This is a genomic window from Paraburkholderia sp. J10-1 (assembly GCF_905220165.1).
In the GTDB taxonomy this organism is placed as follows: domain Bacteria; phylum Pseudomonadota; class Gammaproteobacteria; order Burkholderiales; family Burkholderiaceae; genus Paraburkholderia.
Map to the genome: position 1 here is coordinate 17,599 of NZ_CAJMYW010000012.1, position 12,059 is coordinate 29,657.

The following is a 12,059-nucleotide window of genomic DNA, read 5'->3' on the forward strand; positions in this document are numbered from 1 at the left end:
CTTGCGCATCCACGACATCCACTTGCATGTTCGAACGCACCGCGTCGGTGTGGCGCCGCAGTTGGAAGCGCCACGCGCCGCGTGCTGCCCGCGCGGCGGGGCGCAGGCGCCGTCGCGGTACAATCGCGCCCTCGCGGTTGCTGCGGCGCACCACACGCGGTGCGCGTCATTGAGCCGTGATATTGGCGCAGCGATCCTGTGCCGGCGCCGGGAAGCCGTCTTTTAGCGGCAAATCGAACCACGAAGCCGCCTGAACGGGCACAGCCGGCGCACCCAATCTGACTGGAAAGAGACACTGATGAAGACGAACTGGAACAAGCTGGCATCGCTCGCATTCTGCGCAGCCGCCATGACGGCAGGCGCGGCAGGTGCCGCACACGCCGCCGATATCAAGGAAATCCGCTTTGGCGTGGAGGCGTCGTACGCGCCGTTCGAATCGAAGTCGCCCGCGGGCGAACTGCAGGGCTTCGATATCGACGTGGGCAATGCCGTCTGCGCGAAGCTCAAGGCAAAGTGCGTGTGGGTCGAAAACTCGTTCGACGGCCTGATTCCGGCGCTGCAGGCGCGTAAATTCGCCGCGATCAATTCCGACATGTCGATCACGGACCAGCGCCGCCAGGCCATCGACTTCACCGACCCGATCTACGCGATTCCTAACCAGATGATCGCGAAGAAGGGCAGCGCGCTGCAGCCCACGCCCGAGTCGCTCAAGGGCAAGCACGTGGGCGTGCTCCAGGGCACGATCCAGGAAACCTACGCGAAGGCGAAGTGGGCGCCCGCTGGCGTGGACGTCGTGCCGTACCCGACGCAGGACCAGATCTACGCGGACCTGGTTTCGGGCCGCCTCGACGCCTCGTTTCTGGACGCCGAAGCCGCCTCCAAGGGCTTCCTGAACAAGCCGCAGGGCGCGGCATTCGCGTTCGCGGGCCCGCAGGTCGTGGACGCCAGGCTGCTTGGCGAGGGCGTAGGCTACGGCGTGCGCAAGAACGATCCGGCGCTCAAGGCTGCGCTGAACGGCGCACTCAAGGACCTGAAGGCGGACGGCACGATCGACCGTATCGCCGCGAAGTACTTCGACGTGAAGGTCGTGCTCAAGTAATCGAGCCGTATCGATAGACCGACCGGCTGGACGACAATCCAGCCGGTCGTTTTTTTTCGTGATTTTGTTTCGGATTGCGTATTAAGTTGTTCGGACCTTGAAGGGCGAACCTGGGCCGGCAATCGCTATTGCACTGCAAAACCCGCAAAAATATCCCTCCGAACGAGAAGAACTTCATTTCCGCGTCTTACTTGCCAGGATAAAATCGCGATAAGAAAGTGCCGCGTCCGCAGCGAGGTCAAACGGTTGCGGCATGCCAAGAAACAAGACCAGGATGCCGCCATGCGCGCGGCGCCGCGCGGGGGACCCATGAGCTTCAACGCCGCAGACCGGCCGCAGATGTCAGGAGTCGCAGGCAGCACACAGTCGCCGGAATATGCCGGCCCGCCCATCGAAGTGTATTTCGCACGCCAGCCGATGCTCGACCGCGACGGCCTCTTATGCGCGTTCGAGACGCTGCCACGCCTCGTGGACCGGCGCGAAAGCGCCGAGATCGAGCAAGAGGCCGAAGCGGCTGCCAAAGACCGCGCCTCGGGCATGACGCCCAAGCCTTTCGCCACGAGCACCGCGCTTCTGAAAAGCATTGCCGCGCCCGGTTTGCGCGCCTCGCTCGCGGGCCATCCGGCCTGGCTCGACATGACGCGCGACGCGCTTTTTCACGAGAGTTTGCAGCGCGTGAGCCCCGAGCGCGTCGTGCTCGAGTTGCCCGTGAACATCGGCGCAGACGCGGATTTGATTGCGCGGCTCGTCGAGTTGCACCGTCGGCGTTACCGCTTCGCGCTCGACCATGTGTCGAAGGCGGATGAGTCGCTCGCGAAACTGCTGCCGTACGTGGACGCCATCAAGATCGATATTCGCGAGATCGCGCCCACGGTGCTGCCGAAATTCGCGAGCGTGATGAAGGCGGCGGGCAAGCTGCTGGTGGCCATGGGCGTCGAGACCCAGGAAGACTACCAGCGCGCGCACGACCTTGGCTTCGACCGCTTCCAGGGCTACTTCTTCGCGAAGCCGCACGGCGGCGCGCGCCGCTCGAGCGCGCCGCGCCAGGCGCTGCTGAACCTGCTGCATCTGCTGGCGGCCGAACCGACCGTCGCGCAGCTCGAAGCGGAGCTGAAACTGAACCCCGTGCTCGTGATGCATCTGATGCGGCTTGCCAACTCGGGCAGCATGAACATCGGGCGCAAGGTGACGACGCTGCGCGAGGCGATCAACGCGACCGGCACGAACGCCATCGCGCGCTGGACGCAATTGCTGCTCTACGCGGACGGCCGCAAGATCGCCGCAGAAGACGACCCGCTGCTGCAACTCGTGGCAACGCGCGCGCGCTTCATGGAAATCGCCGTGACGCAGCTCGCCCACGCGCACCTCGAAGAAGAAGACGCGGCGTTTCTCGTCGGCGTGTTCTCGTTCGTCGAGGCGGTGTTCGGCGGTCCGCTCGAAAGCACGCTCGAAGTGCTCACGCTGGCCAAGCCGATTCGCACGGCGATCGTGAAGCGCGAGGGCGCGCTCGGGCGGCTGCTCGAACTTTCCGAGGCGCTCGAGCGTGCGGACTGGACCCGTGTGGACGCGCTGTGCGCGGAACTCGCGCCGCTCGACGCGGCCACTGCTGCGGCCATCTCGCTGAGCGCTGCGGAATGGGCGGGCACGTCCGGCCGCGACGCGCAAGACGAGGGGCTGGAGAGGATCGAGGACTGAAGAAGGAGGAGGGCGGTGCCGCGCGAGCATGCGGCGCCGCGCTCAGTGCAAACTCAAACGGCCTGCGGAGCGTGCGTGAAAAAGCGCGCGAGTTGCTGCGCGAGATCGTTCAACGCGCTCATCTCTTTCTGTGAGATGCGGCGCGGCTCCTGGCTCATGAGCCAGTCGCCGTACATCAACGCAACGGGCTCGACGCCGGGCGCGCCCACAGGCAGCAGGACGAACGCGCGCGTGTCGTCGAAGCTCGAGCGATACCAGCCGGGCAGGCGCGCGAGAATCTTCGCGTCGCGCGCATTCTCGATAAAGATGCCCACCTTGTTCGCGATGGCGAGGTGAAACACGTCGGGCTGGAACGCGGCTGAAAACGAGAGCTTGGGTAGCACGTCCCCCATGTGCGCGCCAAAGCCGTGCTGCGCCTCGAACTTGTTCGCGCCCTGGCGCACGAACACCACACTGCGTGCGAAACCGAGCCCCGCGAGTACGGTTTCGGTCGCGAGCGTGAGGGCGGTGCTGAGCGGGCTATCGGCGGGGAGCGCGCGCAGGTCCTCGACACCGGCTGCGATGCGCGCCTCGGGATCGAGCGCCTCGCGTGCAATGGCGTCGGCGTTGGCGCGCAATTCGACGATCTCGCGCATGACGCCGTCTTCAGCCTCCTCGCGCGCGAGCGCGAGGCTCATCTGCACGAGCACGTCCGCGTCGGTCGACAGCGCGCGGCCATAGTGCTGCGCGAGCTCGGCGATGTGCGTCTCGCGCATTTCGTCGGAGAGGCCCGCCGTGGTCAGCACGCGTGCGACTTCGGTCGAATAGTTGGTGATGGCGCGCAGCCATTGCACGTCGCGCGGCTCCTTGTCGGCCGGGTCGTACTGGCGCATGCCCGCACGGATCGTGTCGGGCAGGCGCCAGCGCGAGGCGGCTTCGAGGCCGAGTTCTTCGAAGGTCACGCCGAGCACCGCGAGGCACGCTTCGTCGTCGCTCGAGCCTTCGTCGATTTCGCGGCGAATCTGGTCCCACTCGGGTTCGAGATAGAACACCACGAGCAGCTTGCCCACCTGGCGCATGAGCGTGCAGACCACGGCTTCTTCGCCTGCGCGCAGGTCGCCGTGCTCGGTGAGCTTGCGCGCGACGCAGCCCGAAAGCATGGTGCGGTTCAGTTCGAGCTTGGCGTCGATACGGCGCGGGGCGCTGTGGTGAAAGTGATCGACGATCTTCAGGCCGACGACGAGATGGCCGACCGCGTCCATGCCGAGGACCATCAGCGCGCGCGTGACGGTCGTGATGTTGCCGCCGAACGCCATGTACATGGCCGAATTCGCGAGCCGCAGCACTTTCTGCGTGAGCGCGAAATCCGAGAGCACGACCTTCACGAGCGCGCTGAAATCGTAGTCGTCGTTCGTCATCGCCGCGACCGTGGTGCGCAGCGATTGCGACAGCAAGGGGAAGTCCCCGCGTTCATTCATGCGGGCCCACAAGCGGTCTAGCAGGACGGCCTTTACCATCTGAACCATGTCAATTTCGCGAAAGCCCTGCTGTTTGCGATGCCCGCATCATTGCACCTCGTGCACGTGCAACGCACCCGAAACGAAGCGCTGCTGCAATTCTTCTGAAGGCAGCGCCTTGCAGACGAGCCATCCCTGGATATGCTCGCAACCCATGTTCGTCAGCAGCTCGCGCTGCGCCTCCGTTTCCACGCCCTCGGCCACGAGCTCGAGATCGAGCGTACGCGCGAGCCCCACCACCGCGTTCACGATCGCCTGATCGTTGCGCGAAGTGATGAGGTTCTCCACGAAGCTTCGATCGATCTTCAGCTTCGAAAGCGGGAAGCGCTGCAGGTACGCAAGACTCGAATAGCCCGTGCCGAAGTCGTCCACCGCGAAGCGAATGCCAAGCGAGGTCAGTTCTTCGAGCAGCGTTTTCGCGTGCTGCGGATCGTGCATGAGCAGGCTTTCGGTGATCTCGAACACGAGCCTGCGCGGATCGACGCCGGTGAGCTCGATCGCCTCCTCGACACTTTCCCTGAAACGCGGATTGCGGAACTGCTGGGGCGAGACATTGACTGCAACGTACTGCAGCTCGATGCCTTGCTCGTCCCATTGGGTCAGTTGCATACAGGCAGCCTTCAAAACCCAATTGCCGAGATAATTAATCAGGCCGACGGATTCCGCAAGAGGAATAAATGTTGAAGGCGGCACGAGACCGTGCAATGGATGTTGCCAGCGGATCAATGCCTCCACGCCGACCACGCCGCGCGACGCGCTGCTCGTGATGGGCTGGAAGTGTAGCGAGAATTCGCCGTTGCGAACACCGTCGTAGAGGTCCGACTCCAGCTTCAGGCGCATGGCGTCGGTGGGGTCGTCGACGGGTACGTGCAACGTGAGCGTGTTGCCGCCGATGGCCTTGGCCTGCTGGAGCGCCTGGTCCGCGCGGCGGATGAGCGGCGTGGTGTCGGCGCTGGCGTCGGCGCCGTTATCTGCGCGGTTATCTGTATAGCTTGCGCCGGACGCATCCGGGCGCTGGTCCGGATGGAACGCAATGCCGATGCTCGCCGAAAGGTGCACGGGCTGGTTGCGAAACGAGTACGGCTGCAGGATCGAGGTGAGCAGGCGCCGGCCGAGCGCTTCGGCGGCGGCGCGCACTTCGTCGGGCGCGGCGTGACGTTGCGGCGTGATCAAAATGGCGAATTCGTCGCTGCCGATGCGCGCGATCATTTCGCCTTGCAGCGCGAGGTGGGTCAGGCGCCGCGCGGTCTCGCGCAGCAGTTCGTCGCCGGCGTCGTAGCCGAGCGCGCGGTTCACGCGCTGATAGTCGTCGAGGTCGAGCAGCAGGAGCGCGACCGGCACGCCGAAATGGTCCGCGTCGGCCTGGGCGCGCTGCAACGCGGGCGCGAGCGCGGTCTGGTTGGGCAGGCCGGTGAGCGGATCGTGGTGGAGCGCGTGGGTCAGCGCGGCCTCGGTGCCTTGCCAGCCGGAGACGTCGAAGCCTGCCACGGCGAAGCCCGTCGTCTCGCCATACTGGGCGCGCTGCACGCGCAGCTCCACGGGAAGCGGGTAGGTGAGCGCCTTGACGAGATCGATCGTGTCTTTTTCGACGGCGCCGCTGTGCGCAGCGCGCGCGAAGAGCGCTTCGAGGCGCGCGTGATGCTCGGGCGTGACGATGTCGGCAAGCGTCGCGCCGAGCAGGAACTCGCGGTGATAACCCGCAAAGCGCAGGCTTGCGTCGGAAACGTAGAGAAAGTGGAGCCGCGAGTCCACGTGCACGAGGAAGTCCACGGCGGCAGCCGTGTTCTCGAACGAGAGCGAAACGGCGTCGGCGTAGTTCGATGCGGCTGCGGGGAGCGAAGGCGGCACGAGCGGTGCGGCGCCTTCGTTGTGCGCCGGCTCCGCTGCGCGCTGTGTGCGCGCTTCGTGCGCCGCGTTCGCTTCGCCAGGCATGGGCGGGTCGCCGGCAATGCCCTTGAGGCCGGCAAGCGCATAGAGCCGGTCGATGACCGTGCGCAACCAGCCCTGGCGGGGCGCGGAGATCCTGTTCGCTTCCATGTCTGTCGCTGGCAACCCTTTGTTTGTCTGTGGCGTCCTTGCCGGTTTCCGTATCCGGCTGAAGCCGCCCATCAGAGCAAGTTATCGACCTCGGACGAGAAATCTTTAGCCGCTGCGACCGAAAAAACACCTAACGCATAAAGGTGACGGCAGAGCGGTGCGGCGGCGTCCAGATTCGGTTAAAGTGGCGCCGGTCGAGACGCCATTCGCCATGCGCGATGGGTCGGCGCGCGTAAAGCGCCCGTCTTGCCGGCCGCAGGGGCGGCCCGGTGCGTCGGCGGCCAATACCGGCTATTCCATCCGTACGAGTCATCCGCCATGTCCGATTCATCGTCAGCGTTTGCCGCGCGGGCAAGCGAGGCTGTGCGAGACGATGCGGACAGGGGCACCCCTGGTTCCGCGCCGTCTATGCCGTCAGCTTCACAACCCGGCCTTACGCCCGGGTCATCCACCGGCCCGCAGCCCGACGCCGCGCCCGCGCCATCGTCTGAGGCGTTGTCGGTGCCGCCGTCTCGCCCGCAGTCGCAGGCGGCGCCCGGCGCGGGTTCGGGCGCCGTCCAGCCGTTCGTCTATCTCGGCCGGCAGCCCATTCTCGATCGCAATGGCGCGCTCAATGCCTATGAGCTGCTGTTTCGCGGCGGCGCGCAGAACCGCGCGGATGTCGACGACGACGCGCTCGCCACGGCCCAGGTGATGACGCGTACGATCGGCCAGCTCGGCGTGCCCGCGGTGCTCGGCCGTCACTACGGCTACGTCAACATCAGCCGCGAACTGCTGTTCGACGACATCGTGCATCTGCTGCCGCCCGGCCGCTTCGTGCTGGAGGTGCTCGAACACGTGCGCTTCGACGCCGCGGTTCTCGAGCGGCTCGCGCAACTGCGCCGCGCGGGCTACCGCATTGCCTTCGACGACGTGAGCGAGATCACGGAGAACCTGCTGCGCGCGTTGCCCTACGCGGACATCGTCAAGGTCGACCTGATGCAGACTGAGCGCGCGGCGCTGCCCGAACTGGTCGCGAACCTCGCCGCGCACGGCAAGACGCTGATCGCCGAGAAGGTCGAGACCGGCGAGGACTTCGAACTGGCCTCGTCGCTTGGCTTCGAGCTTTTCCAGGGTTACTTCTTTGCGCGTCCGCAGGTGCTGCGCGCGCCGCGCGTGCGCGCTTCGCGCCTTGCGCTCGTGCGCCTGCTCGCGCTCGTGGCGAACGACGTCGGCACGGCCGAACTCGAGCGCGAACTGCGCAGCCACCCGGGCGTAGTGGTGCAACTATTGCGTCTCGTCAATTCGAGCGCGTACTCGCCCGGACGGCCGATTTCGTCGCTGCGCGAAGCGGTGCTCGCGGCGGGCACGCGCCAGATTGCGCGCTGGGCGCAACTGCTGCTCTACGCGAGCGGGCGCGACCTGCCCTGGGGCTCGGACCCGCTGGTGCAACTCGCCGGTACGCGCTCGCACTTCATGGAGCTTGCCGCGCGCAGCCTGAACCCGCAGGACCCCGACTTCGCCGATGCCGCCTTCATGACCGGCATCTTCTCGCTCGTGCACGTGCTGGTGGGCTCGACGCCCGAGAACACGCTCGATCGGCTGGGCCTTGCGCGCGAGATCGTCGAGGCCGTGGACGGTCATCGCGGCGAGCTCGGCACCCTGTTGCTCATCGCGACCGCAGCCGAGCGCGGCGATCACGACGGCGCGCAGCGCCTCGCGCGCGAGGCGGGCGGCATGTTCACCGCGCTCACGCCGCCGCTGCTCGGTGAACTGAACCTGTGGGCCGGCGCATGGTTCACGGCTTACGCCGAGGGTTGAAAACAGGCTGTAAGGTTTGCGCCGGTGCGCGCTGCGAGCGCCGCAATTGTGTGATTGAATATCGCCATCGCCGGGGGCGCGCCGTCATGCGCCTGAATTGCGTGATGGGCAAAAGCGCCCACAAAACGCGCGCCGGCGTGGCGATTCAACTCGAGGGCATTCGACATGAAACCGAGGTTCTTTGCGGCGGGAGCCGCGGCGCTCGTCTGCGCCGGGCTTGCGCTCTTTACGTTGTCCGCACAGGCAACACTCAAGCCGGGCGACCCTGCGCCCGACTTCACGACCCAGGCGTCGCTGGGCGGCAAGACCTACACCTATTCGCTCGCTTCGGAGCTGAAGAAGGGGCCGGTGGTGGTGTACTTCTATCCGGCCGCGTTCACGAAGGGCTGCACGATCGAAGCGCACGAATTCGCCGAAGCGGTCGATGAGTACAAGCAGTACGGCGCGACCGTGATCGGCGTTTCGCACGACAACATCGACACGCTCACGAAGTTCTCGGTGAGCGAGTGCCGCAGCAAGTTCCCGGTGGCCGCCGACGAAGATTCGAAGATCATCAAGTCGTATGACGCGTCGATGCCGATGCACGAATCGATGGCCAATCGCGTTTCGTATGTGATCGCGCCGGACGGCAAGATCATCTACGAATACACGAGCCTCTCGCCGGACCAGCATGTCGCGAACACGCTGCGCGCCGTGAAGGAGTGGGCCGCGCAGCATCCGCAGCAGTAGTCGCCGCAAACCGCAGTAAAAAGCGGGGCCCGCCGCGCGCGTGGGCCTCGCAGCGATCCGTTCCGATCGTCCCTCCGCGTTTCGTCCTGGCGTGCCGGCATTGGCGCGCCGACACCTCGCCCTCGCACGGCTCCCCACCGCCTGGAAAATCCGCATGCCGATCATCGTTGTCCTGTTTGCCTTCGCCGCGCTCGTCTATGGTGCGTACTGGTCTTTCAACGCCATTGCGGCGCAGTTCGGCCTGGGAGTTGCCGTGGGGGCAGCCGTGATCGCCGCGGCGCTGTTTGTCGCGCTCATCGCCTGGTGGTGGCGCCGTATGCGCGACATCGCGCCCAACGTGCGCGGCGAAGGCGACTGGACGCACCGCGTAGCGGGCGCATGGGGCGAAGCGCGCCTCGCCGCGGGCAAGCGTTTTTGCGAGCTGACGCAGGGCGGGGCGCATGGCGCGTATATCTTTGCCGACCTGCAAGGCGCGCAACCGGCGCGCGGCGCCGACGGCTGGCACGTGGCGCTGCGCGTGGTTGACCCGCAGCGCCCGCTCTGGGAACTGCCTATGCCAAGCGAGCGTGAAGCGAAACGCTGGGCGCGTATTTTTACGCTCGCGATGGCTCAGAAGCTGTAGGGGGTGACAGGCCAGGTCTGACAGGATTTGAGATAAATCCGATTCCAATGCCTGGGAGGCGCAAATACCATGGTCTTGCGTCATTGGATACTTCGAGATCGCCGCTTCGTGGCGTCCCATCCGGGCGCACCGATGAGGCAATCCCGATGCAGAATCTTCCCGTTCCCCCTCGTATGTTCGAGCGTGTGCGCATCGTCACGGCCCGGCCCGCGGGCTACGCGCACAGCGCCGCTTTCCAGGACTACGCCTTCGGGCTAAGGGCCGCTTTTGCGGCGCTCGGCACGCAGGTTGACGCCGCCGAGAACGAATTCCTCGCGGGCGGTGGCGTCAACTTCGTGTTCGGCGCGCATCTGCTCGCGCCTGGCACGGTGCTGCCGTCCAATACCGTCATCGTCAATCTCGAGCAGATGCGCGCCGGCTGGCCTGCCAGGATCCCGCACTATGTCGAGACGCTGCGGCGTCATCCCGTGCTCGACTATTCGCCCTCGAATGTCGAGCGCATTCGCGAACTCACGGGCAATGCGCATGTACATGTGCTCACGCCCGGCTACGTGCCGCAACTCACCTGCATTCCGGCGGCGGAGCAGGACGTCGACGTGCTGTTCTACGGCATGCTCAATGAGCGCAGGCACAAGATTCTCGAGGCGCTGCGCGCGTCGGGCCTCGTCGTGCAGCATTTGCAAGGCGTCTACGGCGACGAGCGCGACCGGTGGATTGCGCGCAGCAAGCTTGTGCTCAACGTCCACTATTACGACGACAAGATTCACGAAGTCGTCCGCACGTCCTGGTTGCTTGCCAATCGCAAGGCGGTGGTGAGCGAGTGCGAGCCGGACACCGAAATTGCAGACGATCTGTGCGAAGCCGTCGTCGCGGTTCCCTACGATGCCCTCGTGCAAACCTGCGTTGCGCTGGCAAAAGACGACGCGCGCCGCCACGCGGTCGAGCAGCGCGGCTTCGAGATTTTTGCCCGCCGCGATCAGGCCGCGATTCTCGCCGCGCTGCTGCCGAAGCTCTCGCTACCGGTGCCGCGCCGCATCAATCTTGGCAGCGGCAAGTCTTACGACCCCGAGCGACTGAATATCGACATCGACCCGAAATGGCAGCCTGACCTCCTCGGCGATCTTGCGGACCCGGCAGGCTTGAAGTCGATCTTTTTCAGCCCCAGATATGGCTTGATCCGGCTCGAAGTGGGGCAGTTCGACGAGATCGAGGCGATAGACGTGCTCGAACATGTCCCGGCTCTCACGCGCTTCATGACGCATTGCCTCGAACTGCTTCGCGAGGGCGGCACCCTGCGCGTGTTCGTTCCCTACGACCTGTCGTACGGCGCGTGGCAGGATCCCACGCACGTGCGCGCGTTCAACGAGCGCAGTTGGCGGTACTACACGCAGTGGCACTGGTATCTCGGCTGGACAGAGGCGCGTTTCGACCTGAGCAGGCTCACCATGCAGTTCAGCCCGCTCGGCGGCGAATTGCGCTCGCGCGGCGTTGCCGACGAGGAAATTTTCCGCACGCCACGCGCGGTGGACGCCATGGAGGCCATTCTCGTCAAGCGCATGCTCACGCAACCCGAGCGCGAGGCGGCGTTGGCAATGCACCGCGGCGCCCAGCGCGACGCGGCGGCGAACGTTGCACAGCCTGCGTTGTCCCAATCACTTCCCGGTAGTTTTGAGCAGCAAGGTTAGATGGATATGTCACGAAAACCCTGGATTGCCGCGACCTTGATCGCTGTCAGCGCCACGCTGCTCGCGGCGTGCGACCAGCAAAAGGTCACCGACGCCGTCAACGCGATCAAACCCGATTCGATGGCGTTCGGCGGCCTGCGTATTGGCGTGTCGACCGTCGAAGACGTACGCCAGCAAGCGGGCAAGCCCGAAATGGTCTGGGAAGACGACGACGGCGCGCAGCGCCTGGAATACCCGCGCGGGCCAAACGGCCTCACCACGTGGATGCTCGACTTCGACGCGAACGGCAAACTCGTGGCGATGACTCAGGCGCTTACGGCGCAAAATATCGCTCAGGTCGTGCCGGGCATGACGCAGGACGAAGTGCGCCGCCTGCTCGGCAAGCCGGCCACGGTAGCAAAATACGCGCTGAGCCACGAGGAAGTGTGGAGCTGGCACTGGGCCGAAGGCGGCGTGGCGGGGGACGGCATGTTCAACGCCCATTTTGCGCCGGATGGGCTCGTGATCAGAACGTCGCGCTCGGATGCACCGGGCCACGAGCAGCATTGAGGCGGCGAGCGCTCAGGCCGCACAAGTTGCACCAGCCGCAAGGAGGAAGCAGATGAAACGTATCGCGTTGCTTTGGAATGTCGTGAAGGGCGATGCACGCGTGCTGTGGCACGCGCTGCGCCAGCCAGAACGCCCGGTGTGGCTCATGCCCGCCACGGCGCTGCTCGCGCTCTACGCGCTCGACCCGTTCAATATCGCGCTGCCGCTCGCCGGTGTCGTGGACGATGGAATCATCGTTCCGCTGGTGCTGCATCTGATCGTGCGTTGCCTGCCGGTGCATTTGCGGCAACCCCAGCCTCAGCCTCGCAGCGTACGGGCATAAAAAAACGGCTGAAGCCAGGCTTCAG

General features: G+C 65.5%; 10 protein-coding genes. 8 read left to right on the forward strand and 2 right to left on the reverse strand.

Annotated elements, in window-relative coordinates:
• Positions 1–298: 298 nt before the first annotated feature.
• Together U5A65_RS29530 and U5A65_RS29535 are read left to right on the forward strand one after the other, a co-directional pair.
• Positions 299–1,099: an ABC transporter substrate-binding protein gene (locus U5A65_RS29530; protein WP_321914182.1), complete on the forward strand. Its 801-nt coding sequence runs from the start codon at positions 299–301 to the stop codon at positions 1,097–1,099.
• 309 nt (positions 1,100–1,408) lie between these two features.
• A complete protein-coding gene (locus tag U5A65_RS29535) occupies positions 1,409–2,794 on the forward strand; it encodes an EAL and HDOD domain-containing protein (RefSeq protein ID WP_321948691.1) in 1,386 nt (461 codons plus the stop codon).
• A gap of 53 nt (positions 2,795–2,847) precedes the next feature.
• On the opposite strand, the gene U5A65_RS29540 is transcribed toward U5A65_RS29535, so the two are convergent.
• Together U5A65_RS29540 and U5A65_RS29545 are read right to left on the reverse strand one after the other, a co-directional pair.
• Positions 2,848–4,290, reverse strand: coding sequence for an HDOD domain-containing protein (locus U5A65_RS29540; RefSeq protein WP_321948741.1), 1,443 nt, complete (start codon positions 4,288–4,290; stop codon positions 2,848–2,850).
• Between the two features lie 48 nt (positions 4,291–4,338).
• On the reverse strand, positions 4,339–6,327 hold the full coding sequence (locus tag U5A65_RS29545) for a GGDEF domain-containing protein (protein WP_321948692.1): 1,989 nt from the start codon (positions 6,325–6,327) through the stop codon (positions 4,339–4,341).
• A gap of 408 nt (positions 6,328–6,735) precedes the next feature.
• Here U5A65_RS29545 and U5A65_RS29550 point away from each other — a divergent pair, with 408 nt between their 5' ends.
• The 6 genes from U5A65_RS29550 to U5A65_RS29575 all read left to right on the forward strand — a co-directional run bounded on the left by U5A65_RS29550 (position 6,736) and on the right by U5A65_RS29575 (position 12,034).
• Positions 6,736–8,127 (forward strand): EAL and HDOD domain-containing protein, encoded by a 1,392-nt coding sequence (locus tag U5A65_RS29550; protein ID WP_415765834.1) that lies wholly within the window; start codon positions 6,736–6,738, stop codon positions 8,125–8,127.
• 165 nt (positions 8,128–8,292) lie between these two features.
• Positions 8,293–8,856 carry a peroxiredoxin gene (locus U5A65_RS29555; protein ID WP_321914187.1) on the forward strand — a complete coding sequence of 188 codons (564 nt, stop codon included), beginning with the start codon at positions 8,293–8,295 and terminating at the stop codon, positions 8,854–8,856.
• A gap of 154 nt (positions 8,857–9,010) precedes the next feature.
• Positions 9,011–9,478 carry a hypothetical protein gene (locus tag U5A65_RS29560; protein ID WP_321914188.1) on the forward strand — a complete coding sequence of 156 codons (468 nt, stop codon included), beginning with the start codon at positions 9,011–9,013 and terminating at the stop codon, positions 9,476–9,478.
• A gap of 146 nt (positions 9,479–9,624) precedes the next feature.
• On the forward strand, positions 9,625–11,163 hold the full coding sequence (locus U5A65_RS29565) for a hypothetical protein (RefSeq protein WP_321948693.1): 1,539 nt from the start codon (positions 9,625–9,627) through the stop codon (positions 11,161–11,163).
• Between the two features lie 6 nt (positions 11,164–11,169).
• Positions 11,170–11,712 carry an outer membrane protein assembly factor BamE domain-containing protein gene (gene bamE, locus U5A65_RS29570; RefSeq protein ID WP_321914190.1) on the forward strand — a complete coding sequence of 181 codons (543 nt, stop codon included), beginning with the start codon at positions 11,170–11,172 and terminating at the stop codon, positions 11,710–11,712.
• A gap of 52 nt (positions 11,713–11,764) precedes the next feature.
• Positions 11,765–12,034, forward strand: a complete 270-nt coding sequence (locus U5A65_RS29575) for a hypothetical protein (protein WP_321936777.1) — start codon at positions 11,765–11,767, stop codon at positions 12,032–12,034.
• Positions 12,035–12,059: the final 25 nt, after the last annotated feature.